The organism is Allorhizocola rhizosphaerae, from assembly GCF_003426775.1.
GTDB classification, from domain to species: Bacteria; Actinomycetota; Actinomycetes; order Mycobacteriales; family Micromonosporaceae; genus Allorhizocola; species Allorhizocola rhizosphaerae.
On the sequence record NZ_QJUG01000033.1, the window covers coordinates 18553 to 42905 of the forward strand.

At 69.5% G+C, this 24353-nt stretch carries 23 protein-coding genes, 1 pseudogene and 2 riboswitches; of the genes and pseudogenes, 4 read left to right on the forward strand and 20 right to left on the reverse strand.

All coding sequences use genetic code 11. The annotated features are described in order from the left end of the window. Nucleotides 1–45 precede the first annotated feature (45 nt). Nucleotides 46–1710 carry a sigma-70 family RNA polymerase sigma factor gene (locus DM816_RS45480; RefSeq protein WP_117209775.1) on the reverse strand — a complete coding sequence of 555 codons (1665 nt, stop codon included), beginning with the start codon at nt 1708–1710 and terminating at the stop codon, nt 46–48. Between the two features lie 180 nt (nt 1711–1890). Then, nucleotides 1891–2526, reverse strand: coding sequence for a hypothetical protein (locus DM816_RS09450; protein WP_117209776.1), 636 nt, complete (start codon nt 2524–2526; stop codon nt 1891–1893). Nucleotides 2527–2568: 42 nt separating this feature from the next. Here DM816_RS09450 and DM816_RS09455 point away from each other — a divergent pair, with 42 nt between their 5' ends. Further along, nucleotides 2569–3024, forward strand: a complete 456-nt coding sequence (locus tag DM816_RS09455) for an SRPBCC family protein (RefSeq protein ID WP_246001768.1) — start codon at nt 2569–2571, stop codon at nt 3022–3024. Here DM816_RS09455 and DM816_RS09460 read toward each other — a convergent pair. Next, the gene (locus DM816_RS09460) at nt 3007–5457 is read right to left on the reverse strand and encodes a proprotein convertase P-domain-containing protein (protein ID WP_117209778.1); all 2451 of its coding nucleotides are present in this window, start codon (nt 5455–5457) and stop codon (nt 3007–3009) included. The genes DM816_RS09455 and DM816_RS09460 overlap by 18 nt on opposite strands. A 123-nt stretch (nt 5458–5580) precedes the next feature. Between DM816_RS09460 and DM816_RS09465 the strand changes: the two genes are divergently transcribed. Next, complete coding sequence (locus DM816_RS09465) at nt 5581–7074, forward strand: hypothetical protein (RefSeq protein ID WP_162907277.1); 1494 nt, start codon at nt 5581–5583, stop codon at nt 7072–7074. Between the two features lie 384 nt (nt 7075–7458). Here the strand turns inward: DM816_RS09465 and DM816_RS09470 are convergent, their stop codons facing one another. From DM816_RS09470 to DM816_RS09550, 17 genes and pseudogenes are all read right to left on the reverse strand, one after another. Beyond that, complete coding sequence (locus DM816_RS09470) at nt 7459–7863, reverse strand: ester cyclase (RefSeq protein ID WP_117209780.1); 405 nt, start codon at nt 7861–7863, stop codon at nt 7459–7461. Further along, complete coding sequence (gene cobC, locus DM816_RS09475; RefSeq protein ID WP_117209803.1) at nt 7841–8887, reverse strand: Rv2231c family histidinol phosphate aminotransferase CobC; 1047 nt, start codon at nt 8885–8887, stop codon at nt 7841–7843. The genes DM816_RS09470 and cobC overlap by 23 nt, the downstream gene beginning before the upstream one ends. Continuing rightward, complete coding sequence (locus tag DM816_RS09480) at nt 8880–9818, reverse strand: cobalamin biosynthesis protein (RefSeq protein ID WP_117209781.1); 939 nt, start codon at nt 9816–9818, stop codon at nt 8880–8882. The genes cobC and DM816_RS09480 overlap by 8 nt, the downstream gene beginning before the upstream one ends. Further along, complete coding sequence (locus DM816_RS43675) at nt 9805–10308, reverse strand: hypothetical protein (protein ID WP_211588610.1); 504 nt, start codon at nt 10306–10308, stop codon at nt 9805–9807. Before DM816_RS43675 ends, DM816_RS09480 begins: the two co-directional genes overlap by 14 nt. Then, nucleotides 10305–10991 carry a CbtA family protein gene (locus DM816_RS09490; protein WP_117209782.1) on the reverse strand — a complete coding sequence of 229 codons (687 nt, stop codon included), beginning with the start codon at nt 10989–10991 and terminating at the stop codon, nt 10305–10307. The genes DM816_RS43675 and DM816_RS09490 overlap by 4 nt, the downstream gene beginning before the upstream one ends. Before the next feature lie 2 nt (nt 10992–10993). Further along, nucleotides 10994–11182, reverse strand: coding sequence for a CbtB domain-containing protein (locus tag DM816_RS09495; protein ID WP_211588611.1), 189 nt, complete (start codon nt 11180–11182; stop codon nt 10994–10996). A gap of 30 nt (nt 11183–11212) precedes the next feature. Continuing rightward, nucleotides 11213–11391: riboswitch (cobalamin riboswitch) on the reverse strand. 23 nt (nt 11392–11414) lie between these two features. Further along, a pseudogene (locus DM816_RS09500) lies at nt 11415–12284 on the reverse strand (sirohydrochlorin chelatase); the annotation flags it as partial. Then, complete coding sequence (locus DM816_RS09505) at nt 12281–13027, reverse strand: precorrin-8X methylmutase (protein ID WP_117209784.1); 747 nt, start codon at nt 13025–13027, stop codon at nt 12281–12283. The pseudogene DM816_RS09500 and the gene DM816_RS09505, both read right to left, overlap by 4 nt. Continuing rightward, the gene (gene cobJ / locus DM816_RS09510) at nt 13015–14700 is read right to left on the reverse strand and encodes a precorrin-3B C(17)-methyltransferase (protein WP_117209785.1); all 1686 of its coding nucleotides are present in this window, start codon (nt 14698–14700) and stop codon (nt 13015–13017) included. The genes DM816_RS09505 and cobJ overlap by 13 nt, the downstream gene beginning before the upstream one ends. 35 nt (nt 14701–14735) lie before the next feature. Beyond that, a complete protein-coding gene (gene cbiE, locus DM816_RS09515; protein WP_117209786.1) occupies nt 14736–15887 on the reverse strand; it encodes a precorrin-6y C5,15-methyltransferase (decarboxylating) subunit CbiE in 1152 nt (383 codons plus the stop codon). Further along, nucleotides 15884–17002: a cobalt-precorrin-5B (C(1))-methyltransferase gene (locus DM816_RS09520; RefSeq protein WP_117209787.1), complete on the reverse strand. Its 1119-nt coding sequence runs from the start codon at nt 17000–17002 to the stop codon at nt 15884–15886. Before DM816_RS09520 ends, cbiE begins: the two co-directional genes overlap by 4 nt. Further along, nucleotides 16999–17790 (reverse strand): precorrin-4 C(11)-methyltransferase, encoded by a 792-nt coding sequence (cobM, locus tag DM816_RS09525; protein ID WP_117209788.1) that lies wholly within the window; start codon nt 17788–17790, stop codon nt 16999–17001. The genes DM816_RS09520 and cobM overlap by 4 nt, the downstream gene beginning before the upstream one ends. Further along, nucleotides 17787–18506 carry a precorrin-2 C(20)-methyltransferase gene (cobI, locus tag DM816_RS09530; protein WP_117209789.1) on the reverse strand — a complete coding sequence of 240 codons (720 nt, stop codon included), beginning with the start codon at nt 18504–18506 and terminating at the stop codon, nt 17787–17789. The genes cobM and cobI overlap by 4 nt, the downstream gene beginning before the upstream one ends. Beyond that, entirely contained in the window at nt 18497–19837 is a 1341-nt protein-coding gene (locus DM816_RS09535) for a cobyrinic acid a,c-diamide synthase CobB (protein WP_117209790.1), read from the reverse strand. The genes cobI and DM816_RS09535 overlap by 10 nt, the downstream gene beginning before the upstream one ends. Further along, nucleotides 19831–20430, reverse strand: a complete 600-nt coding sequence (gene cobO, locus DM816_RS09540; RefSeq protein ID WP_117209791.1) for a cob(I)yrinic acid a,c-diamide adenosyltransferase — start codon at nt 20428–20430, stop codon at nt 19831–19833. Before cobO ends, DM816_RS09535 begins: the two co-directional genes overlap by 7 nt. Further along, entirely contained in the window at nt 20430–22313 is a 1884-nt protein-coding gene (locus tag DM816_RS09545) for a magnesium chelatase subunit D family protein (protein ID WP_117209792.1), read from the reverse strand. The genes cobO and DM816_RS09545 overlap by 1 nt, the downstream gene beginning before the upstream one ends. A gap of 39 nt (nt 22314–22352) precedes the next feature. Further along, nucleotides 22353–22528, reverse strand: a riboswitch (cobalamin riboswitch). 1 nt (nt 22529) lies between these two features. Beyond that, nucleotides 22530–23162: a CGNR zinc finger domain-containing protein gene (locus tag DM816_RS09550; protein WP_162907278.1), complete on the reverse strand. Its 633-nt coding sequence runs from the start codon at nt 23160–23162 to the stop codon at nt 22530–22532. Nucleotides 23163–23197: 35 nt separating this feature from the next. Here DM816_RS09550 and DM816_RS09555 point away from each other — a divergent pair, with 35 nt between their 5' ends. Both DM816_RS09555 and DM816_RS09560 read left to right on the forward strand, forming a co-directional pair. Continuing rightward, nucleotides 23198–23599 (forward strand): hypothetical protein, encoded by a 402-nt coding sequence (locus DM816_RS09555; protein WP_117209794.1) that lies wholly within the window; start codon nt 23198–23200, stop codon nt 23597–23599. A 110-nt stretch (nt 23600–23709) separates the two neighbouring features. After that, entirely contained in the window at nt 23710–24315 is a 606-nt protein-coding gene (locus DM816_RS09560; protein WP_117209795.1) for a protein kinase family protein, read from the forward strand. The last annotated feature ends 38 nt before the right edge of the window (nt 24316–24353 follow it).

The window sequence follows — 24353 nt, forward strand, 5'->3', positions numbered from 1 at the left end:
GTTCTGACCGGCGCGCCGTAACCGACGCACGCGCGATTGTTGCGCCTATTTGAGCAGGATCCAGGATCTGCGGTCACCGGGGTTGGACGTCAGGTAGGTGCCGCCGGACGTCGCCACCGAGATCGCACCGTCGGCCAGCACCGAGATCCGGCCGTCGCCCGGGATCTCCGGTACGATCTTGAGCACGCCGTCGAGCAGGAACGCGAACTTCTCCTGGTATGTCAGCGCGAGCCCGCCCGCCCCGATCGGCGCCCACGACCTCGGGACCAGCCCGCTGACCGCCAGCTGCTCCTGCCATGTGTCACCGACGAGGCGCAGCAGCCGGGCCCTGCCCTCCAGCCACACCTCCTGCCCGTCGGGCGAAAGCCTGAGCGACCCGGTGCGGGCATCCTTGGGCGGTATCGCGACCGACTCCCACTTCTTGCCGCCGTCAGCGCTGACCATGATGCTGGGCTCGTGGTCCGGCACGGTCCAGTCCCACAGCCAAATCCGCCCGTCCGGTCCAGTGAGGACGGACGTCCTCGGGCCGGTCAGGGGCGGTTCCGGGTACACCGGTCCCTCGCCAACCTGCACCAGGTCAGGCTCGGCGCAGCCGGTCCGCGGCGGCTTCTCGAACCCGGACTCACCCGGGCACACCAGCTGATAGGGTCCACCCTTGGCCAGCTGCGCCTCCTTTGGCGGCTGCTTGGCTGAATATTCCCGGTAGGTCGTGCCGCGGTCCTTGGTGAGATAGAGGTTGGCACCGGACTGGAAGGTCAGCGTCGCGCCGTCGAGCGGGATCGGCTGCAACGCGGTGGTTGGCGGCACGTCGGGCAGGTTGGCCGTGCGCCAGGTGCGCCCACCGTCGTTTGTGGACCCAAGTTGATAGGAACAATCCTTGTTGCGCGGCTCCACCTTACACAGGTCGTAGAACGCCCACCCGCGTTGCGAATCCGCGAGCAGCAACTGGGGCCGCACATTGGCATCGATACCCGAGCCCGTGCCCGGCAGCACTACATACCGCACCGTGATTGACACGTCCGGACCCGCCCAAAACAGCGGGTCGGACGGCAGGACCGTCGCCTGCTCGGCCGGCGTGATCGCCGCCGCCACCCCGGCCGGAAGCGCGACCAACGCGACCACCAGGGCCGCGATCGACGACCGGCGCACCGCACGGCGCCGCCGCACCCCCGTGACCGCCTGGTCGATGCCCGGCGCGCGGATCGCGGTCGTCGTCTCGGCCTGCCACTGCGGGCTCTGCTTTTCCATGAAGTACTCGGCCAGCTGCGACCGGCCGCGGGACAACCACGACCGGACCGTGCCTTCGGCCACCCCCTGCTGCTCGGCGATCTCGTTCACTGACAGGTGGCCGAGATGGTGCAGCACGACCGCGAGCCGATGATTGGGCGGAAGGGTGGCCAGCGCGCGGCTGAGCGCCACCCGGTCCGGGCCGGGCCCCTCGATATGTTCGGGCCGTTGCTGCGCCAGGTGTCGGGCCGCGACCCGCAGGTGGCGCAGCCGGCTGGTGGCAAGATTCCACGCGACCTTGCGCACCCAGGCGTGGGCGTCCTCGTATGCGCTGACCTTGCCCCATCGGTCCAGGGCGCGGCAGAACGCCTCCTGGGTCAGGTCCTGCGCCTCGGCATGGTCTCCCAGGTATGCATAGAGCTGGGCGGCGATACGGTGGAAGTTCGCCGTGTAAAACTCGGCAAACTCCGCGGTGTCCGGCATGCGCGTCCTTTCCGGCAAGGGCCTCCCCGTAACACTGCGCTCTGCTCCGCCGGCGAGGGCCGAAGCCGTTTGGCAAGGGCCTTTCCCCGTAACGCTGTGCTCTGCTCCGCCGGCGAAGGCCCAAGCCGCCCGGCGTGACTCTTCTTACCACGCATCAGAGGCCCGCAATGTTGCATTGATTCACGAACATGTCCAGCGGATCACCGTACCGTGGCCACTGCCAGGAAGCTTTCCCTCACCGGCGATCGTCCGGCCGTCGTCGCTCACCACCTGCGCCCCGGCGTCATCCTGATTGGCGCCCGCCGGTGAGGGCAGCGCGATCCGCTTGCCGGGCATCTGCACGAGCGGCGGGTGCAGGAACCGCGATCTCGTTGTCGAATCCTTGATCTCCACCCGCGCGTGCGCGAGCACCCAGCCGCGCGGCGTGACGCCCACTGCGAGCAGGATGTCGGGGATCTCCGCATAGTCGCCGGTGCGCAGATCCCAGCGGATCGCTTGCTGGCCTGACCCGGGAAGGTCAAGCCCCTGCGGTTGGGCGGCCGCGCCCACCACCCATGGACCGTTGATCGCGATGGCCGAGACCTTCAGGCCCTGCGGGCCCGGCAGCGCGCGCACCGCGCCGTCCGCTGTCCAAACCAGAGCGCGCGACCCACCGTCCCAGCCGACCGCGGTCCCGTCATCGGACAGGTCATAGGCGAACGCGCGGACGACACCATCGGGCCGCGGCAGTTCCCCGGATCGCAGCACGACCGCGAGCCGGTGCTTCGGCGGCAGCTTGGCCAGCGCCTCCACGATGGCGACCCGGTCCGGCGCCACGGGATGGGATTGTTGCGCACGCGATCCGGGTATCCGACCCGCATGGGGAAGATCAGGCTTGAGCTGGAGGTGCCCGCCGGACCGGAGCGCGCGTTCGAGGTGTTCACGGGCGAGCTGATGAGCTGGTGGCCGGCCGAGTACACGTGGTCGGGCCCGCGGGCGCTGGCGGAGATCGGCATGGAGTCGGGCGCGGGCGGGTTGTGCTACGAGATCGGGCCGCACGGGTTCCGCTGCGACTGGGGCCGAGTCTTGCACTGGGATCCGGGGCGCCGGCTGGTCTTCACGTGGCAGATCGGGCCCAACCGCGAGCCCGTACCCGATCCGGCCCACGCCGGCGAGGTCGAAGTCCTGTTCAAGGATGAGCGGATCGAGTTCGAGCACCGCGGCTTCGACAAATACCAGCCCACGGGAGACGACTATCGCAAAGCGCTGGAGTCCCCCGAGGGCTGGCCGTACATTTTGGACAGTTACGTCAAGCGGCTACGGGAAGATCAGTGACCACGTGTTGAGCGTGCCCACATCCGCGTTTGCCGCGTCCTGCACGCGCAATCGCCACGTGCCGTTGGCCACCTCGCTGGAGGCGTCGACCGGGAACACTTGCACGATGTTGTCTGCGCTGCCTCCCGCCCGGTTGTGCAACACATACGTGCTCCCGTCCGGCGCCACCAGGGTCACCACCAGATCACCCCGGTAGGTGTGCGTGATGTTCACGTCCACCTGCAGGTTCGATGGCGCGTTGCCGGGGACGCCGGTCACCGTGATCGGGCTTTCGATCGTCGTGTTGTCGTTGATCGCGAAGTCCGTGTCGTTGGTGAACCGCCGCGGCCCTGAAGTAGGCGACGCGGTGGGCGATGCGGTGGGCGTGCCAGTGGGAGGCGTCCCCACGCGAGCCGTGACCACGAGAGCGTAGTCGGCGTCCGTGGCTGCCGTCTCCACATGCCCATCCGCGCCGAGCGTGTCGGCCGAGACCTCGACGGTCCACGTGCCGGGAGCCGGGTTCTGCACGAACACGTTTTCCACCGTGTCCACGGTGTTGGCCACGCCACCGGCGGTCGACCAGTTGCCCGCGTTGAGCCCGTTGTTGCCCCAATAGACGGTCCCATTGGGCGCCACGACCCGCAGCGTCAGGTCGTTGACCTGGGCCTTGGCCGCGCTCGGCGAGCCGGCCGGGTCGGTCCAGACCAGCGTCGCCTTCAGCGGCTGCGTGCCGTCGGTCGTGATGGTGTAGGTCTTCTTCGTGCCCACGGTCAGCAGGTCGGTCTCGTTGACCAGGATCGGCAGCCGCCAACCGTTGGCCTGCGCCTGGTTGTAGAGGTTGCCCACGCTGGCCGTGCCCCAGCCCTGGTGGGTCCGGGTCAGGTCGTGCGCGGTGCCGCTGAACGTGTACTGGTTGGCCTGGTTGACCATCAGCGCCTTGGCGGTGGCCGCGTGCGGGCGGGAGGCGAACACGTCACGCCCGAGGCCCGGCCCGCCGGCGAACACCCCGTCGGCCCACATCTGGAACAGCAGACCGAAGTTGCCGCACGTGATGGGCGTCGCCCCGCTGGTACCCCCAAATGTCGAAGTGTAAGAGGTATCGCTGGTGCTCGATGTGGTGTTGATCTGATCGTAGTAGTTCGACAGGTCGGGCTTGAGCCGCCCATCCGCGGCCGGACCGATCGATGCCCCGCTGCTCCACGCATCGTCGGAGCGGTCGAGGGTGTTGCGGTGGTACTGCCCGCCGACGCTCACCACGTTTTTCGCCCACGCCTGCGGGCGCGACGAGCGCGTGCCCGCGTTGCTCTGCGACTGGCAGATCAGGATGTCGTGGTCGAACACGATGTCATCCATGTCCGCCGATATCGTGGTGTAGGCGGTGGTCAATGCGTCGCCCCAGCTGTTGCTCTGGAACACCGCGCGGTAGTTTCCGCTCGGGTTGACCAGCTGCGCCGTGTGCGCGTGCCGGTTGCCGCCCGCGAACGCGCTGTAGAACGCGAAAATGCCCTGCCCCTCGGGCAGCAGGCCGCGGTGCGTGGCGTTGACGCCCGAGGCGAAGATCTGGCCGTAGGTCGACGTGCCGTGCGACGTGCTGGTGCCGTTGGCCGTGTGCATGACGGGCGGCCGGGCCGCGAACTCCTGGTGCGTGGTGCGCAGTCCGCTGTCCATGACCTCGCCGCGCACGCCCTGGCCGCGATAGCCGCGCGCGGTCTCGATGGCGTTGGCGCCGCCGTCGGCCCGCGCGTTGTTCATATCGGTCTCGGGGGCCGACCACTGGTCGATCGCCAGCACCGCGCCGTCCGCGGCGATGGCCCGCAACTGGGCACTGTCCACAGTGGCCTCTATCAAAGACCTGGAAGCCGAAACCATTTGGACGGTACCGCCCAGAGCCTCGATTTTGTTGATGACCCCGCCCTGCTCGACCAGATCGCGGTTCACCAGCGAGATGCGCACCCGGCCGGGCTGCAGCCCGGGGGCAAGCTTGTCGGCGGGCTCGTATGCGCCGACCCACCGCACGTACGGAAGTTTGGCCACTTTGGACAGCGCGTCGCCCGACATCCGTGCCACGTAGGCGTTGTCGGGTAGGTATGAGCCCAGGTTCACGCCCATCCGGCGCAGATCGCGGCGCTGTGAGTCCAGCGGCGCGTTGGCGAACTGCACGATGTAGGCCTCTGCGGTCTTCAACGTGCCCACTGTCGTGAGTGGATCGAACTCGCGCGAGCGCAGCCGGATCAGCTTCGCCTCGGGCAGCGCGCGGCTCCAGGTGCGCCCTCCGTCCGCGCTGAGCTGATATGTGCCGTTGGTGGCGAAGCGGACCTGTTCCGCCTCATTGGGCAGCGCGAGCGTGCGGAAGTTGTCGCCGCCCAGCGCGCCCGCCGTGGATATGGCGACGGTGGCGACCACGGAGATGAGCCCGGTGGCACCGGCCACGATGGCTCGGTGGAGTCGTTTCAAGGGGTGCCTCCTCCTTATGGGTTGGCCAATAAGCTAGTGCCCCCTCATCTAGATGTATAGATGCAACCGGGAAACGGCGGAAACGAGACACCGTCGTGACCCGAAATCGCGACGCTGTGCTGCATGCAGCCGGACCCGCTTGCGCCGTGCGCAGCATGGATTTCCCATCCGCTGAGCGTCGCGGGACTGGTCGTGTTGGTGCTCAACGACCACGTGCTGAAGGCCGCGTGGCCCGGCGTGGTGACCGGCAAGCTCAGTGACGCCGCGGGAATGCTGATGTTCCCGCCGCTGCTCGCGGTGCTCGTGGCCGTCGCGCTGCCGCGGGCTCGGGCTCGCGTGCTGGCGGTGGTGGCACTGGTCGCGACCGGTGCGGTGTTCGGGGTCGTCAAGGCGAGCGGGCGGGCGGCCGAGGTGGCTTCGCACGCCTGGTCCGTCGTGAATGGACCGTCGACTGTGCTCGCCGACCCGACCGATCTGCTCGCGCTGCCGGTGCTTGCGTTGTCTTGGCTGGCATGGCGGCGGGCCAGCGGCAGGCCCGTCACCGATGGACGGGCCCGGCTGGTGCGGGCGCTGGTGCTGGTACCCATAGGATTGATCGCCACGGTAGCGACCACAGCTCGACCTGACCCGATAACTGTCATCTGGGTGGGCGAGGCCGAGGGCAAACCGGCCATGGGCTACACCGGCGGGACACTCATCGGAGTGTATGTGGGCGCGAGCGACGACGGCGGCCGCACCTTCGAGACCGCGCCGCCTGGCCGGCCGCCGCGAGAGGTCATGCGCAACACACAGGCCTGCGCGGGGAGCCGCTGCTATCGGGTCGTGCCAGGCGAGCTGCACGTGCAGGAAAGCCACGACGCCGGGCGGAGCTGGACCACGGCGTGGCAGATCAGCGGCTGGCAATACCGCGCGCTGGCGGTCGACCACGAAGACGTCAGCGACCCGGCAACCGAGCTGTCGTCGCAGTCCGTCGCGGTCCTTGGCACGGAGAGCGATCACATGGTGCTGGTGGCGAACGGGCGCGATGGCGTGCTTCGCCGCGACAGCTCGGGCAAGTGGGAGCGGGTCGGCGTCGAGGGACACAGCCTCCCACCGTTGCGCGCGGTACCGGACTTCACCGGCCATCGCGTGATGGTCGGGTTGTTGGGTTTGCTCGCTGTCGCGTGCGCGGGGTTGGTCGTGTTGGCGTACTTGGCGTGGCGGTCTCTCCCCCGGGCACGGGTTCGGGCGTTCCTTTTCCTCGCCCCGGTAACGGTTGTGCTCGACATGTGCTGGCTCTTCCCGCAGCGGGCGCCGGTTGGGCTCTGGTGGATCTGGGGCGTGGCAAATGGGGTGGCACTGTTCGCGTGTGCGACCGTTGCCGTGTCGTTGTATCGGCTCGGCAAGGTGCGTGCGCTCGTGACGCTGGTGGTGCTGGCCGGTGTGACGGCGTGGGTCGCGCAGGCCAACTTCAGTCTCGAACCGGCCGGGTCGCTGGACCTCTATCCGTTGCGCACCGGTGCGGGATTGTTCGAGACGGCACAGATAATCGGCTCGTTGCTACCTGTCGCGCTGGGCATTGCGGCGGCGGCGGTGGCCGCATCGCTGCTGGGGCACATCGGCGCGGAAGAACCGTAGGGTAGGCCGTCATGCACCTCATCCGTATCGCCACCGCCTTTGCCTGCGTGGCCCGCTCGGTGGATGCGGCAGCCAGCGCCGCCGTCCATGCCCCAAAGCCGAGGCGACAGTGCGGACGCCGGGTGAGCCAGAGTTAGCGACGAAGACAGGGTCGCTCGTCCATCGTGGAGAACACCGGCCCGTGTCGGCCATTCGCGGCAAATGTCGGAAGAGTCCAGCTCATGGCAGGCGGTGCAAGAAGTCCGACAAAAATCATGGGCGTGGAACAGTAGCGCTTTCAACAAAAGCCGTGTAAGGTTGCCCGCAGCGCTCGTTCGAATGGCTTCCCCCGTGGCTGTTCGAACGAGCCTCTTCTTTTGCCCGCCGAGCGGGAGCAATGCCAGCTCAGCGTGCGGGTGGGGTCATGGTGACGCCCAACTGCAGAGCCTTGGTGAACATGTCGGCCGTGGCCCACATCGCGACGATGCGGGAGTCACGCACGGTGAAGAAGTGCACGCCGTCCCAGGCGATGGTCCTGCCGGTGGGCGGGACCGGACCCCAGTGGCCGGTATGGCGCGCGGTGGCTCGCCAGTGGAGGGCGACGCGATCGCCGGTCGCGATGAGGTCCGCGATCTCGTAGTGGGTGTCCGACCAGGTTTGCGAGTCTGACTCGTGCCAGGCGCGGAGTCCGGCCGGCGTGTCGGGCCGGCCGGAGTGGTCGAACGTGGCGGCGAAGAAGTCGGGGAGGCGATCCCAGGCGCGACCGTTCCACACCGACTCGACGAGGTCACGGATGAGGCGCTCGTTCATGCCTGCCAAGGATATAAGCGAGCTCCGATGCGAACGCCGACATGGTCGCGTGGTCCCGAACCGCGATCCGCAGCCAGTCAGGCCCGAGGCCCGGGAAGGTGTCACCTCTGCGCACCGCCCAGCCGCGCGATCGCAACGCCAACCGCACCCGGTCGGCGCCTGCCAAGTGAACCAGCACGAAAGAGGACGTGGGCGTGCCCGCGACCGCCACGCCCGGAAGCTGCGCGAGCAGGCCGACGAGGTGTGCCCGGTCGTCGGCGAGCGCCAGGGCGATCCGGTGGGCCTCCACGACCGCGACAGGCGAACTGCACGCGATGGCCGCGGCGAGGGCGGGCGTGCTGACCGGCCAGAGTGGAGCAGCCGACTCCAGCCGAGCGATGATCGGGGCCGGCCCAAGCACATAACCAACCCGCAATCCGGCCAATCCCCACGTCTTCGTGAGGCTGCGCACCACGACCAGCCCGGGCAGATCCCGCCGATGGGCGACGGACTCGGCCTCGCCCGGGATCGTGTCGGCGAACGCCTCGTCCACGAGCACGACCCGCCCAGGCCGGGCCAACCGCTCGATGACCGAAGCCGGGTGCAGGACCGAGGTCGGATTGGTGGGGTTGCCGATCACGACGAGGTCCGCCTCGGCCGGAATCAGTGCATGGTCGAGGACGAATGGGGGCGGAAGCACGGCGCGCTCAACCGCTTGGCCCGCTTGACGAAGCGCCGCCTCGGGCTCAGTGAACTGCGGGTGCACCACGACCGCACGACCCGGGCGCAACGCCTGCGCCACAAGCGTGAACGCCTGCGCGGCCCCGGCCGTGAGCAACACCTCCTCGACGGGGCGCCCGTGCCGTGCCGCCACCGCCGCACGCGCCTGCGCTCCGTCCGGATAGCGGGCCAGATCGTCCAAACTGGACCGGATCGGCTCGGCCAGCCAGTCGGGCAGTGGATCCGTGCGCACGTTCACGGCCAGATCGATCAGCCCCGGCCCGACCTCCGAATCCCCGTGGTGCGCAAGCAACGCGTCATCCACGACGCGCACCCCTCACGGCGACGGCCACCGCCAACGCGCCCAACCCCACGAGCCCGCTCAACACCGCCGCCCGGCGGACATCATCTGGCAATGGGCGGCGCGAGGACGGAAACCCAAGCTCTGGACGGGATTCTGAGCGTCCGAAGTAGACATTGGTCCCGCCGAGCCGGGCATCGAGCGCCCCCGCGAACGAAGCCTCGCACTGACCCGAATTCGGCGAGGGATGCCTGCGTCCGTATGCCCGCCACGCCAACCAAGCGCGTCGCGTCGACCCTCCCACCGCAGGCGCGAATGCCCCCGCCAGCAAGGCCGTCAGCCGCGACGGCACCAGGTTGGCCGCGTCATCGAGCCGGGCCGACGCCGTGCCGAACCGCTCATAGCGCGGCGACCGGTGACCCACCATCGCGTCCAAAGTGTTCACCGCTCGATAGAAGACAAGCCCCGGCAGCCCGAGAATCCCACCCCACACCAGCGGCGCCACCACCGCATCGGACGTGTTCTCCGCGACCGACTCCAGCGCGGCGCGCGCCAATTCCGGCTCGTCCAACATGGATGGATCGCGCCCGCAGAGGTTGGGCAACCGCTCCCGCGCCGCGGCGATGTCTCCAGCTTCGAGCGATGACGCGAGCATCCGGCCCTCGCGCCGCAGCGATCGCCCACCGAGCACCGCCCACGTCGCCGCCGTCACAAGAGCGAACCGGGCAACCGGCCTTCTCGCCAACCGCTGGGCTATCACCGCACCCGCCACCGGAACGCCGACCGCGATCGTGGTGAACAGCGCGCCGCGCCCGCGCGATGGCCCGTAAACGCGCTTTTCGACCGCCGCCGCGAACGATCCGTACCCCGCGACAGGATGAAAACGCCTCGGATCGCCGGCCACCGCGTCGAGCGCGTAACCGGCGATCAGCCCGGCGATGTCAGCCTTGCGCATCGCCGTGTTCCAAGGCCGCAGGCGTCTCGCCTCGGCCCCCCGCCCACCCCGACCGGCTACCAGGCCACGTGGCCTCCTCTCGCGCCCGCCCGGCCGGCGACTGAATGGCCGCAGGCGTCTCGCCTCGGCCCCCCGCCCGCCACGACCGGCTGCCAGACCGTGTGGTTTCCTCTCGCGCCCGCCCGGCCGACGGCTTACGCGGGCGCTCGATGACAAACGGCCGCAAAGCATCCGGGATCGGCCCGCCGGAGACGGCCCACTGCGCCACCCACTTCGTCGTCTCGGCATCGTGAATGCCACCGAGCCAGACCCGCCTGCGCCGGTGCACCACCAGCACATTGGAATGCTCGCACACGTCCAAGCATTGGCTCACGCGCACAAGCACTCCAGCGGCCCGCAGGATGTCAATCTGTCCATTGTGGTCGGTGTCGGGATGTTTCGCTGTGCTGCCGCAGCAACAGTCGCGGCAGACGGTGACGGTCGGGCTCATGCGGTGGCGGTCACCGCGATCCGTTGCGCCTGCCGCACGGCCGCCAGGCCGAAGCCGGCGCCGATGCCGGCCCAGGTCAGCGCGAGCGTCAGCAACGACACCAAGCGGAACGACCACAGCAGCCCCGCCGGGAACCCGTCGACGTCAACCGACCCGGGCAGCGCGAACAGCAGCGCCAGCCCGGCGACGACCACACCGGCCGCGGCCAGCTGGCGCACCGGCTGGCCCGGCGCCGCGATCCGCCACGCGAGCGCAATCGCCGCGACACTGATGACCACCGCCGCGAGCCACACGGCATTGCGAGTGTCCACAGTGTCAGCATCGCCGATCCCGGGCGGATTGGCCGGGAAACGCAGAAACGGCAGCAGGCTCACGCCCAGAAAACCCGCACCCGCAAGGCGCATCGAGCGACCCCAGGGATCCTTCAAAAGATCCTTTTTATGGAGGTACCAGTAAAGCACCCCGAAAATCAGGCCGAGGCTCACGCCGATCAGCACCGCCGCGACGAGCAGCCCCACCTGTTGGGTGTCCCGGGAGAACACCTCGTCGCCGCCATGCGAGTCCTCAAGGGCGATGGCGCGGTCGAGCAGCGGCCCGCCCATTAGGAGCGACACGAGCCCAGAGGCGAGGCCGGCGCACGCGCCGGCCAGGCCACCGCGCCCGACAAGCGATAACAGGCTCATGCTCAGTGGCAGTTCGCCGCGAACATGTGCCGGCCGTCGTGGTTGAACTCGTGCAGGTAGATGCCCTGCGACAGGAGCACCAGATAGAGCATGAGCAGTGCGCCCGCGACGACAACGCCGGTGAGCATCAGATCCCTGAGCCTGCCGACCGACTCTTGCGCCGCGGCCTCAGGCACGATCATCTCGGACATGCCTTACCTCCTCTACGGGGTTCACCGCCCCGGGTTGGGATGACGACGGGTCAGTGTCCTGACTCCCGGATCTCGCACGCACCCCACGCCTTCCAACCGCTGACGCGGCCGTGGCCTCCAAACGAATGCGGGGGCGCTCCCCGGTCACAGTGGCGGGACCGTCCCAGATTTGCACTGGCTTCCTGCACACCGTCGTCTCGCTGTTTAGCTGTTGGACTTACCTTGCCAGTTAGTGGTGGTGACCGTCAAACCCATGTTGGTGATGGCCATCGTGTGGGTGATGGTGCGGCGTCTGGGGCGCACCCAGTTTCGTCTCGAATCCGGGAAGCGCGACGCGGTACACACAAGAATCGCAATTCATTCTGATGTCACCGGCAAGCGCCTCGGTATAGCGCTCGACGACCAGGTCGGCGAGGGCGTCGGTGTCACCGAGCACGCCCGCGACGCCGATGTCGAGACCCGGGTGGACTGACTGGGCCTTGACGCGGTCGGGCAGGACGCCGCCGAAGAGGAAGTATGGAAGCACCACCACACGGCGGGCGCCGAGCGCGGCGCAGCGGGCGAGCCCTTGCGCGACATTGGGCGGCGCGAGTGAGACGAACGCGTATTCGACTCCGGCCGTGTCGGTGGTTTCGGCCAGAAGGCGAGCGACCTTCGCGACTTCGGAGTTCGCGTCGGGGTCGGTCGAGCCGCGGCCGACGAGCAGGACCATGGTGCCGGGGTCGGATCCGGCCTCGCTCAGGCGCTCTCGGAGAAGCGATAGGACGGTCGGGTGTGGACCGAGCGGGCGGCCGTAGGCAAACGTCAGGCCCGGATGACGGAGCTTCTCGCGGGCCAGCGCGGCAGGGATGTCGCCCTTGGCGTGACCGGCCGCGACCAGCATGAGCGGGACGGCCGCGATGCGGGTGCGGCCGCCGGAGACCAGTTCGGCGACAGCGTCGGCGATGGGCGGCGGCGACAGTTCGATGAACCCGCCCGCGACCGCGATGGAGCGGGGCGCGAGCCGCTTGCCCACCCGGTCGGCGAAGGCGCGAAACTCCTCCGCCCCGGCCTCATCGGCTGTCCCGTGCCCGGCGATCAGCAATGCGGGCGGTGTCGTCACCGGTCCTCCTTCAGTGGGTCTCCGTAGAGGAGCGCGTTGACTGCCGCCGCTGCCACGGCCGCGCCGCCGCGGGCGGAGACGTTCGATAGTTGGGGCAGGGTCGTCTCGCGCAGCGCCTGCTTGGACTCGGCTGCGCCGACAAAGCCGACGGGCAGTCCGATCACGAGGGCGGGCGTCACCGCGTTGGTTTGGGACAGCCGCAGAAGTTCGTAGAGTGCCGTCGGAGCGTTGCCGACCACCCAGACCGCGCCGGTCGGGTATTGCCTCGCGGCCCTCCGGAATCCGGTGGCGGCGCGGGTCAGGCCGGGCTCGGGTGTGTTGTCGATGTGGCAGATCGTTGGATAGCGGGTGATGCCGGCCGCGACCATGTTTACGTCGACGATGAGCGGGGCGCCTTCTGCAAGCGCCTGCGCGCCTTGGGACAAGGCGCGTTCGTCGAGCACGAGGTCGTCCCGCCAAGCTGGGTCGGCGGTGGTGTGGATGATGCGCTCGGCGACGTTGCGGCTCAATGGCTGGAGGCGCGCGGTGTCCACTGTGGAGCGCAAAATGCGATAGGATTCGGCCTCGATCGGGTGGACCAGTCTGATCGCGTCCACGGGGCACACCTCCACGCATTCGCCGCAGCCGTTGCACAGATGACCGAGGGCGTGCAGCTTCCCGCCGACCGGCCTTATCGCGTGGGTGGGGCAGGTGAGCAGGCACGCTCCGCAGCCCTGGCACGCTTCGATGACTACTGTTTCCATTGGTATCCCCGCGGCGTGACCATGCGCCCGTTGACTTCACGGGTGCTGGAGGAGCCCACGATCACGACGGTGTTCATGTCCACGTCATCGGGGTCGAGTGCGGACAGTGTGGTGCGGATGATGCGCTGGGCGTCCCGAAACGCGTTGCGCACGATGCCGACGGGTGTGTCGGGTGGTCGGTGCTTGCCCAGGATCGCGAGAGCCTCGGGCAACTGGTGCGTGCGGCGCGTGCTGCGCGGGTTGTACAGGCACACGACCAGGTCCGACTCGGCGGCCGCGTAGAGCCGGCGTTCGATGGCGTGCCAGGGCGTGTGCAGGTCGGATAGGGAAATGTAGGCGTGGTCGTGCCCGAGCGGGGCGCCAAGCAGCGCGCTCGCGGCGAGGGCGGCGGTCACGCCCGGTACCATATGAATGTCAAGGTCTCCGGAGGCAAACTCCAGTGCGGGCGAGGCCATTGCATAGACTCCCGCGTCTCCCGAGCCGATGAGCGCGACCGCATTGCCTTGGCGGGCAAGCTCGACGGCGGTGCGGGCGCGCTCCTCCTCCGCGCCGAGCCCGCTCGCCACGACGCGGGTCCCGGGGCGCAGCAGGTGCCGGATCTGATCGACGTATTGGTCGAGCCCGACCACGATGGCGGCGCGGCGCAGTTCCGTTGTGGCCCTGGGTGTTCGAAGATCGGCGGCGCCCGGCCCGAGCCCGACGACGGCCAGACGCCCGCGCGGCACGAGCCTCGCCACCGCCACGGTGGCCCTTGCTGACACCGTTTTTGGCACGATGAGGCGCGCTTCGCGGCCACGGCTTCGCGCGGCGAGCAGGGCGGCGGCCTCGGAAACGCTTGGCGTGCCAACGGCTTCGCGGACCACTTCGGACGGATGGGGGACTTCGATGGCGGCTAGTTGTGCGGCAGAATAGGTGAGGATCGGCCAGCCTCGTTCCTCGCCAAACTCGACCAGCCCGGCCTCGTCGGCCTTGATGTCGGCGGTCGCGATGCACCGCACCGATTCGGCCGCGAGCCGCGCATCGGCCAGCACCTGATCGACGAGCGCAGCGATCTCGCCCTTGGCCACGCCGCGGCTGGCGCCGATGCCCAGCACGAGCGACGGCGGATGCAGCACGAGCGCGCCCGAGGCGGCAACGTCCAGGTCGGACGCTTGCGGCGAGCGGACGCAGCGGTCGGTGATGACTACGGCGTGGGGCGCGGCGGGGTGGTCGCCCACGTTGGGGGGCAGCGCGGGCACGGGCCACTGGTCGTCGGACTTCCAGGCCACCAGAGCACCGTCGAGCATGGCACGGCTCACGCCGGCGAGCCGCTCGGGGTTTCCCACCTTGAACCCCATCATATCCAGCCCCGGAAAGCCCACCGAATCCGTGGCCGTGGTCACGACCGCCTGCGCCCCAAGAACCTCCGACACCCGCTCGGCCAGCCGGTTGGCCCCGGCTTCGTGCCCACCCAGCAGCGCGACGGCGTAGCGGCCGGCCTCGTCAACGCAGACCACCGCGGGGTCGGATTGCTTGCCGCTCAACAGCGGCGCGACGAGGCGCACGGTCGCTCCGGTGGCGAGGAACGCGACAATGGAGGTGCACTCTTCCCAGGCATGAGCCAACTGCTCCCGCACGGGTCCATCATGGACGGTGCACTCGCGCGGCCAGGCCTCCGCGAGCCCCAAAGCCATGCACCGGCCCGCCTCCGTGGTCCAGACCAATCCAATCACGACAGCTCTCCCCACACTACGAACACCGGGTTGACCGGTGCGAGCCGGTGCGTCCCATCCGGCAGCGGATGGAGCCGGGAAGCCTGCAGCGCGACGCCCTCGGCCTCGTATCCGGCCTCGCCCATGCAACGCAACGCCGGGCCGACCCGTTCGACCCCCGCGACGGCCATCACCAGCCGGGCGGGCCGCCGCCGCGCGCATGCCGAGAGCACGCCGAGCCCGCCCCCGCCCACGAACACCGCGTCAGGATCGGGCAGGTCCGCCAGGCACGCGGGCGCGGACCCGGCAACTATCTGCACGCCAAGCTCGCTCGTGTTTCGCTCGATCAGCGAAACCGCTTCCGGGTCGCGCTCGACGGCGACGACGGCCGCGCCGAAGCGGGCGCATTCCGCCGCCACCGAACCCGAGCCTGCCCCGACATCCCACACCAGGTCACCGACCCGCGGCCCGAGTCGCGCCAAGACCAACGCACGCACCTCGGCCTTCGTAATCATGGAGTCCCGATGGGCGAACGACTTCTCCGGCAGGGCCCACCCAGCCGGGCCCGGCCCGACCCCCGCGATCCAACGAGGACCAGCACCATCCACCCTGGACGGGTCAATCACGAGCACCACGTTGAGCGACGCCCACGGCGGATCGCCCGCCATCCGTTCCTGAGGCGTGCCAAGGTTTTCCGCCACGAGCAGAGTCCGGGGCACGCCCTGCAACGCGGCCGCGAGCTCAGTCGGGCCCGCCCCAGGCCCGGTCAGCACCGCCACTTTCGGATGTGCCCGGCACACGTTGACGACCCTGCCGAGCGACCTCCCGTGCGCGGACACGACAACAGCATCGTCCCAATCCAAGCCCGCACGGGCGAACGCCGCCGCAACACTCGACACCGCCGGGATGACCCGCGGACGTATGCCCGCAGCACGCAGGGCACGCACGACGCCAAAGAATCCCGGATCTCCACTGGCGAGCACCACGACGTCGCCTTCATGCGCCGCGATCCGCTCAACCGCGGGCGCAAGCGGACCGAGGACTATCCGCTCGACCTCAACGTCCACACCGGACAGATGCCGAGCCGCCCCAACAACCAGCGTGGCACCTGACAGCAGAGCGGGATCGATTGCGCTGCCGTCACAGCCGATGACGGTGACGGTCGTCATGCGACCCACTCCGCGCGCGTCGCCGCCACGACCACCCTGCCCGTGAAGTCCACCATCGCCACGTCGGCGTCCAGCGCGCCTTTGGTGAAGCGCACCAGCACATCCCGCACCCGCGCACACAACCGATCACCCGCCGAGCGCAGAACGCCCGCGCTCTCCCACAACTCGTACACGTGCCGCGCCGTATTGGCCGCCGCCACCTCGACCGGGTCACCGCCAAACCGCGCGAGCAGCGAAACATCCACTTTGGATCGCGTGTAGTGTGTCATCAGCACTCCGGCGGCGAGCTTCGTGAGCTTGCCTATCATGCCGACGAAAACGATCCGCCCGATCCCTTGCTCGACAGCGACCCTCAGCGCGGCACCCGTGAAGTCGCCCACCTCGATGAAGCAAACCTCCGGCAGCTCTGGCAACAGCGCCGTGGCGCCCGCCTCCGTCCGGCCGCCGGTGCAAAGGACAACGGTCGTCTCTGCTTGCGCCGCCGCGACCGCGACCGCCTGCATCACGCTCGCGCGCCATGAAGCCGTCGAGAATGGACGGACGATTCCGGTGGTACCCAGTATGGAAATGCCACCCAGGATGCCGAGACGGCGATTGGTGGTCTTGCGGGCCATCAGCTCGCCCTCGGGCACGGAAACGGTCACCTCGACGCCGCGCGCACCCGCAACCTCCGCCACGGCCTGCGTAATCATCGCGCGCGGCACCGGATTGATGGCCGGACCGCCGACCTTGAGACCCAGCCCCGGTTTCGTGACGACGCCGACTCCCTCTCCACCCTCAATCCTTATTCCGGGCCCGGGATGCCAGCGCACGGTCGCGGTGAGATGCGCGCCGTGCGTCACGTCCGGGTCGTCGCCCGCGTCTTTGACCACGACCGCACGTGCCAGGTCACCGTCTAATCCGGACTCGGCGACCGCGAAGGTGACGCGCCGGCCGGACGGCAGCGCGACCTCCACCCAGCGCGGAGGTTCGCCGCTCGCGAGCAGCATTGTCGCCGCCTTGGCCGCGGCCGACGCGCAGGTGCCGGTCGTCCAGCCGGTGCGCAGCGCCTTGGGCCTGACCTTGGCCGTGCGCGGCAGATCCGGCTCGCGCAGCTCGGGCTCGTCTTGGCTCATCGCCGTGCCCGCAGCGCCGCACGAGCCGCCGGATCGGCCCGCCTGTGCCCATGAAAGTGGCCCGGATGATAGAGATGACTGCGCGTGCCCGACTGTTCCAGTGCGCGCCCCACAAGAAACAGCGTGTGTTTCCAAAGCCGGTGCGCCTTGACGGTCTCTTCGAGTGTCCTGATTGTGCAGTGCAACACAAGCTCGTCGGGCCACGTCACTTGATAGGCAACGACAACCGGCGTTTCGGGCGGGTAGCCTCCGGCCTCCAGCTCGACCGCCAGCTGACCGGAGCGAGCCGCCGAGAGAAAGATTGCCATGGTCGTACCGTGCGCGGCGAACGCTCGGATCGATTCCCGCTGCGGCATGGGCGTCTTTCCGCCCTCAAGCCGGGTCAGGATCACCGACTGGGCCACCTCGGGCACGGTGAGTTCGCGCTGCACCGCGGCCGCCGCCGCGGTGAACGACGACACCCCCGGGATGACCTCGGTGTCCAGGCCCAGCTCCCGGCAGGCGTCGAGTTGTTCGGCGAGTGCGCCCCACAGCGACGGGTCGCCGGAGTGGATGCGCGCGACCGTCAGCCCGTCGCGGGCCGCTTCCTCATACAGCGCACGGGTTTGTTCGAGAGTGAGCGCCGCGGAGTCGACGATGCGCGCGTTGGGGCGGGCGTGGGCCAGCACGTCCGGATGTACCAGACTGGCGGCCCAGATGACCACGTCGGCCGCAGCGATCGCAGCCGCCCCGCGCAGGGTCAGCAGATCGGCCGCGCCGGGCCCGGCCCCGACGAACACGACCCTCATATCTTGCCGCCTCGGTGACCGCGCAACGGCGGGATGAGAATGGACGACAGATATGGCGCATCGTCCACCTCGGACAGCGGTGCGATGTGTTCGCCCGGCAGGCCAAGGTGGGTGCCGATGACCGCCCGGTCCAGAGCGCCTGCGGCTTTGAGGCGCGCGGTCACGTCGGCCAGGTGGCGCCCACCCTTGTACGCGACGATCGTGCCGCCCTGCCCCAGGGCCCCGTCCAGTGCGGATGCGCCGTGCGCCAAGGGAAGCAGGACAAGCGGCTCCGACCCTTCGACGAGCGGGATTCCGGCGGCCGCCGACAACGCCTGCATCGCGGTGATCCCGGGCACGGTGTCGATCTGCACCGACGGCACCAGCGACCGCACGGTGTCAGCGAGATAGCTGAACGTGGAATACACGTTCGGGTCGCCGATCGTGGCAAACGCAGCCGTGCCGTCCGTATCCCGAATCCATTGCGCCACACGGCTTCCGGCCGCGTCCCAATATCGCTCGCGGCGGGCCGCGTCGGCGCGTTCGTTGAGGGCGAACGGGAGGCGCTCAATGCGCGAGCCGTCGATGTGTGCGCGAATGGTCTGCTCGGCCCGCCCGGGGGATTCACCCGGCAGCACGGGCACGAAAACCCGGCCCGCCTCGCGCAGGGCACGCAATGCCTTGAGCGTCAACAGCTCCGGGTCTCCCGGGCCGACGCCGACGCCGATCAGCCGCATGACGCCGCCGCCGCTTCCACCAACCGCTGGGCGAAGCCCGGATATCCGGCCCAGTGGGTGTGCAGATATGACGCGTGCACGCCCGCCTGCACAAACCCGCCGGACGCGCCCGACCAGGCGGGGCGCGGGCCGCACTCGGGCGTGGTCTGAGTCCGGTGAAACTCGTGGCCCGTGACGCGCGTGCCCGCGCCGGCGAGCACGCTCGGCGTCACCGCCACCGCATCGCGGTAGCCGAGCGTGAGCCGGTCGGTCATCGTCGCCACGGAGTCGAGCACGCCGCACATCTCGTGGCCGTCGAGCATCCGGCCCAGCCACAGCAGGCCGGCGCACTCGGCGACGACCGGCGCACCCGACAGCGCCAGGTCGCGCACCTGCCGGCGCAGCGGCTCGTTTGCCGCGAGCTGCTCGCCGTAGACCTCGGGGAAGCCGCCGTTGACCACGACCGCCGCCGTGCCGTCGGGCAGCTTCTCGTCGCGCAGCGGGTCGAACGACGTCACCTCCGCGCCGACCGCCGAGAGCAGTTCGAGCTGTTCACGGTACCCGAAAGAGAAGGCGGGACCACCGGCGACGGCGACCGTCGGCCGTCCTTTCACGACAGTGACCGGCGGCGCCCAGGCTCGCACGGGCAGGGACGGGGCGCTGTTGGCGAGCGCGAGCAGGGCAGGAAGGTCCACGCCGCCGGCGACAAGCGAGGCCATGGCTTCGACGGCGTGGACCGCCTCGGGGGCGCGTTCGGCGACGGGCACGAGGCCGAGGTGGCGCGATGGCACGGCCACCGGCACGCTACGGCGCAGCACGCCGAGCACGGGCACGCCCACCTCCGCACACGCCTCGCGCAGCACCAGCTCATGCCGGTCGGAGCCCACTTGATTGAGAATCGCACCCGCAATGCGCACGCTCGCGCCGAAGGTGCGAAACCCGTGAAGCAGCGCGGCAATCGAGCGGCCCTGCCCGCGCGCGTCCACGACCAGCACCACCGGCGCGTCGAGCAGGCGGGCGACGTGCGCGGTGGAGCCGAGGCCGCCCGCGCCGCTGCGGCCGTCGTACAGGCCCATCACCCCCTCCACAATGGACACCTCTGCGGCGGCGGCCCCGTGTGCGAACAGCGGCGCGATGAGCCCCTCGCCCACGAGCACCGGATCGAGGTTGCGGCCGGGCCGCCCGCAGGCCAGCTCGTGATAGGACGGATCAATGTAGTCCGGGCCGACCTTGAATCCCGCCACCGCGATCCCCTGCTTCGCAAAGGTTTTCAGCAGTCCGGTGACGACGGTCGTCTTGCCGTGCCCCGACCCCGGCGCGGCGATGACGAGCCTCGGAAACGTGCCTACCATTCGATGCCCGCCTGGCCCTTGCGCCCCTCATCCATCGGATGCTTGACCTTGCCCATCTCCGTGACGAGATCGGCCGCAGCGATGAGCTCGGGCGCGGCATATCGGCCCGTGATGACGACGTGCTGTGTGCCGCCACGGCTTTTCAAGGTGTCGACCACATCGTGCACATCGATCCAGCCCCAGTGAATCGGATAGGTGAACTCATCGAGCACGTAGAAGGCGTAACGCTCGGCCAAGAGGTCGCGCTTGACCTGCGCCCACCCCTCGGCGGCATTGGCCGCGTGATCCTCGCCGGCCGGCTTCTTGATCCACGACCATCCCTCGCCCATCTTGTGCCACGTCACCGAGCCGCCGACCCCGCTGCAGCCGAGCGCCTGGAACGCAGCCTCCTCGCCGACCCTCCACTTCGGACTCTTCACGAACTGGAACACCGCGATCGGCCAGCCCACGTGCCAGGCCCGCAGCGCCATGCCGAACGCGGCGGTGGATTTGCCCTTGCCCGTGCCCGTGTGCACGGCGAGCACATTGGACCGCCGCCGCTGCCGGGTCGTGAGCCCGTCGTCGGGCACCTGCGGCGGTTTGCCCTGCGGCATCAGGCGGCCCGCCTTCCCGCGGCAGCCCGCAGATCGGAGGCCGTGACCGCGGCCAGTCGCACGTGTTCGGCGCCGAGCTGAACCGCCAACGCCTCCGCGAGCCCCAGCCGCACGTGCCCGGCCTCACAGTCGACGACCACGCTCGCCACGCCCATCCGCGCCAGCACCGAAGCCGCCGCGCCCGGATCGCCGCCCGCCGTCGCCCGGCCGTCCGTCACCACCACGAGCAGCGCGCGCCGATGCGGGTCGCGCAACCGTTGCAGGCGAAGCGTTTCGGCCGCCTTCATCAGGCCGACCGCGAGCGGAGTCCGGCCGCCGGTCGGAAGCTCGCGCAGCCGTGCCGCGCCAGCCTCCACACTGGACGTTGGCGGCAGCACGAGCTGCGCGCCATCGGCCCGGAACGTGACCAAACCTACCTTGTCGCGCCGCTGATACGCATCGAGCAACAGCGACAGCACGGCGGTCTTCACCGCGCTCATGCGCTGCCGCGCCGCCATCGACCCGGAGGCGTCCACACAGAACAGCACCAAATTGGACTCTTGCCCCTGCCGGACCCGTTCCCGCAAATCGTCTTTGCGCAAACGGACCGGTCCGTGGTCGATGCGGCCGCGATTTTTCTGGTACCGCGCCGCCGCGCGCAGCGTCGCGACGAGATGCAGTGAGGCGGCGCCGGGGCGGGCCCCCACCGTCCGGCCCGTTCGCGTTTGCGCCTGTGAGCGCCGCCCCGCCGCTCCGTGCCCCGTCCCCGGTACCGCGAAAAGCTTTGCCCGCTCTGGATTCTGGGGCGCATCGGTGCGGGTCTCGGATCGCGGCGCCTTGCCATCGCCTGGCCGCGGCTGCGCCGAACCGGGAGGAGGATCGGGATCCGGCTCTGGCTCGGGATCCTCGTTCAGCGCGTCATCCAGCGCCTGCTCGTCCAACCCCGGCGCGTCAAACGGATTGCGCCTGCGCCGGTGCGGCAACGCGAGCCGGGCCGCAAAGCGCACATCTTCGGCGGTCACGGTGAAGCGGTCGTGCCACGCGGCCAACGCCATCGCCGCCCGCGCGACCACGATATCGGCCCGCATGCCGTCGACCTCGAACGCCGCGCACACGTGCGCGATGCGCATGAGCTCGGCGTCGGGCAGGTCCACCTTGGACAACCGATCCCGCGCTGCCTCGATTTGCCCTTTCAGCGAGGCGTCCGAGTCGGCCCACTGCGCGGCGAACCCCACCGGGTCGGCCTCGTACGCCAGCCGCCGCCGCACCACCTCGACCCGCTCGCTCGCCTCGCGAGGGGCCCGCACGTCCACCGCGAGCCCGAACCGGTCCAGCAGCTGCGGCCGCAGCTCGCCCTCCTCCGGGTTCATCGTGCCCACGAGCAGGAACCGGGCCGTGTGCCGCACGGAGACCCCGTCGCGCTCCACGTGTGCCTCGCCCATCGCGGCCGCGTCGAGCAGCAGGTCGACCAGGTGGTCGGGGAGCAGGTTCACCTCATCGACGTACAGCACGCCCCGATGCGCGGCCGCCAGCAGGCCCGGCTCGTAGTGCGCGTGCCCGGACGTGAGCGCGTGCTCCAGATCGAGCGCTCCCACCAGCCGGTCCTCGGTCGCGCCCACCGGCAGCTCCACCAACCGCGCCGGCCGCCGCTCGACACCCTCGTGCCGATGCGCGTCGGGACAGCCCGCATCCGGCGCGGCCGGGTCGCAGCTGAACCGGCAGCCCGCGACCACCTCCAACGCCGGGAGCAGCCCGGCAAGGGCCCGCACGACGGTGGACTTCGCCGTGCCCTTCTCGCCTCGGACCAGTACCCCACCGATAGTGGGTGAAACGGCATTGAGCAGCAGGGAGAGCCTCAGGTCGGCAAGCCCGACCACGGCGGAAAACGGATACGGCGGCGCCATTACCCAAGTCCTCTCCGCGGGTGTCCTCGCCCGCGAATAGTGCCTATGTAACAAGCGGCCGGAGTGTCCTGGCTCCCGGATCGTCGCTCGCCCTCGGCCTTCCAACCGCTCGCACGGCCGTGGCCAAGGAGTGAGGGTCTGCTCCCCGGTGACAGTGGCGGGACCGCCCCGGACTCACACCGGGTTCCTCCACTGCCGCTCGCTCGCTATCGTGTCCTACTCGGCCCGATCCGTCAAAGTGCTGGCGCGCCGGGCTCGATGAGCGCTCGCTTTGGCCCGGTTTTGACACTGCAGGTCGCAGAATCGGCGCGAGGCGTTGCGGGTCGTGTCGTAGAACACACGGTCGCAGCGGGCGGCCTCGCAGCGACGCAGTCTTGCCTCCCGCCCGCTGCCGATGACCAGCGCCAGGCTCGCGGCCATGTCCGCGGCGCGCGCCTGCGCCCCCGTGTGATCCCCGGTGTGAAACGCGAATATGAACGGCATGCCCGGATGCCGGTGCAGATTGGGTACCGCATGATTGGCCGCCATCACCTCATTGAGAATTTCAGCCGCATCCTGTACCTCTCCGTCAACACACGCGTCGATGGCCGCGCGCAGGCGGGTGACGGTCGCGGCCAGGTCAAGCGCGTCGTCCTCAGTCAACGGTGCGATGTGGACGCCGTGTGCCAGGGTCTGCGCCGGGCGGATGACCCGCAGGATCGCCGCCGCATCGGTCGGCGGCGGGTGGGGACGCCCGCGCGCCCAGCCCGTCGCGAGCTCGTTGACAAGGCGGAGCGCCAGATCGGCCCAGTTGGCTACGTAACTATTAAGAGTACGTTGACTAGTGATGGGGTCGGACTCTAGCGTCACTGGCATATGCTAGCTAGACAGTGACGGGGTGGAACATGAGCGACGCGAGCCGGACACTCGCCGGCATCATGCTGCTGAGCGTGGTGACCATCGAGTTCGGTGGATACTTCATGACGAAGATCGTGCGCGGACACGTGCCCATGACCGACTTCCAGAAGGCGTTCGCCCGTGCCGGCCACGCGCATGCGGGCGTGCTCGTGACGCTCGGGCTCGTGTGCCAGCTGCTGGCCGACGCCGCCGGGGTCGACGGCGTGCTCGGCTGGGTCGGTCGGTGGGGCGTCCCACTCGCGGCCATCCTGATGTCCGGAGGCTTTTTCGCGAGCTCCGCGGGCCGTGGCGCGACCGGCCCCAACCGGTTCATCGCCATCCTGTGGTTCGGCGCCGCATCACTCGCGGCCGGCGTGATCGCGCTCGGGATTGGACTGTTGACCGCCTAGGGGCCTGACTTCAGCGGAGACTGGCTGGAGTTCCTGGCTTTTGGCGAATGATTGCCCGACTCGCGGAAAACCGCTTGGCCAGGGCCGCGGAACTGTCGTTAGCTGATGCGGTGTCTGACGAGGAGTGGCCGGAGCACATCGCTGAGGTGTACGGAGTCGGCACTATGATCGCCTGGACGCCGGCCGCACGGGGTTGGGCCGGCGAGATCTTCCACCTGGTGACGTCCTCCGGGTCATATGCGGCCAAGGAGTTTCTCACGCAACGCCCGGACGTCGCCAAAATTGAGTGGCAGGTCGGATTCGCCGACGCCTGCCGCGCTGCGGGCGTGCCCAATCCCGAGACGCTGTCCACGGTCCGCGGCGATCTGCTGTTGGACCATCCCGCGACGGGGCGACCGTGGCTGGTTCAGCGCTGGGCTGATGGGACCGTGCCGGAGCGTACCGACCTTCCGACAGCCTGCTGGCTGGCTCGCCAGGCCGTCGCCTCGGCTTACCGCTTGGGTGGGGGTGAGCTGGTGCCGGATGGCCCCGAGCTGTTCGCCACCGGCCTGGCCGTGTGGCTGAACTTCCTGTACGGCCAGATCTGCGGGGCGCTCGACCCGGCGATGGACGACCGATTCCGGGCCTCCGCGGTGGAGAGCGCCGGACATCTCGTCTGCGGCATTCCAGGACTTGATGCGCTCACCGCCGCCGCGCGCACGGCCGCGAGACGCTAGGACGCCGGGCGATGGCGCGGTCGAGGTTTGCCTGCGAG

Excerpts from the sequence above, each read along its gene's own strand:
- cobJ (WP_117209785.1), bottom strand. The coding sequence starts at position 14,700 with ATGGCTTTGGGGCTCGCGGAGGCCTGGCCGCGCGAGTGCACCGTCCAT.
- DM816_RS45480 (WP_117209775.1), bottom strand. The coding sequence starts at position 1,710 with ATGCCGGACACCGCGGAGTTTGCCGAGTTTTACACGGCGAACTTCCAC.
- DM816_RS09505 (WP_117209784.1), bottom strand. The coding sequence starts at position 13,027 with ATGGAAACAGTAGTCATCGAAGCGTGCCAGGGCTGCGGAGCGTGCCTG.
- cobM (WP_117209788.1), bottom strand. The coding sequence starts at position 17,790 with ATGAGGGTCGTGTTCGTCGGGGCCGGGCCCGGCGCGGCCGATCTGCTG.
- DM816_RS43675 (WP_211588610.1), bottom strand. The coding sequence starts at position 10,308 with ATGAGCCCGACCGTCACCGTCTGCCGCGACTGTTGCTGCGGCAGCACA.
- DM816_RS09470 (WP_117209780.1), bottom strand. The coding sequence starts at position 7,863 with ATGAACGAGCGCCTCATCCGTGACCTCGTCGAGTCGGTGTGGAACGGT.
- DM816_RS09535 (WP_117209790.1), bottom strand. The coding sequence starts at position 19,837 with ATGGTAGGCACGTTTCCGAGGCTCGTCATCGCCGCGCCGGGGTCGGGG.
- cbiE (WP_117209786.1), bottom strand. The coding sequence starts at position 15,887 with ATGACGACCGTCACCGTCATCGGCTGTGACGGCAGCGCAATCGATCCC.
- cobO (WP_117209791.1), bottom strand. The coding sequence starts at position 20,430 with ATGCCGCAGGGCAAACCGCCGCAGGTGCCCGACGACGGGCTCACGACC.
- DM816_RS09545 (WP_117209792.1), bottom strand. The coding sequence starts at position 22,313 with ATGGCGCCGCCGTATCCGTTTTCCGCCGTGGTCGGGCTTGCCGACCTG.
- DM816_RS09465 (WP_162907277.1), top strand. The coding sequence starts at position 5,581 with ATGCAGCCGGACCCGCTTGCGCCGTGCGCAGCATGGATTTCCCATCCG.
- DM816_RS09455 (WP_246001768.1), top strand. The coding sequence starts at position 2,569 with ATGGGGAAGATCAGGCTTGAGCTGGAGGTGCCCGCCGGACCGGAGCGC.
- DM816_RS09480 (WP_117209781.1), bottom strand. The coding sequence starts at position 9,818 with ATGCGCAAGGCTGACATCGCCGGGCTGATCGCCGGTTACGCGCTCGAC.
- DM816_RS09555 (WP_117209794.1), top strand. The coding sequence starts at position 23,198 with ATGAGCGACGCGAGCCGGACACTCGCCGGCATCATGCTGCTGAGCGTG.
- DM816_RS09495 (WP_211588611.1), bottom strand. The coding sequence starts at position 11,182 with ATGTCCGAGATGATCGTGCCTGAGGCCGCGGCGCAAGAGTCGGTCGGC.
- DM816_RS09520 (WP_117209787.1), bottom strand. The coding sequence starts at position 17,002 with ATGAGCCAAGACGAGCCCGAGCTGCGCGAGCCGGATCTGCCGCGCACG.
- cobI (WP_117209789.1), bottom strand. The coding sequence starts at position 18,506 with ATGCGGCTGATCGGCGTCGGCGTCGGCCCGGGAGACCCGGAGCTGTTG.
- DM816_RS09490 (WP_117209782.1), bottom strand. The coding sequence starts at position 10,991 with ATGAGCCTGTTATCGCTTGTCGGGCGCGGTGGCCTGGCCGGCGCGTGC.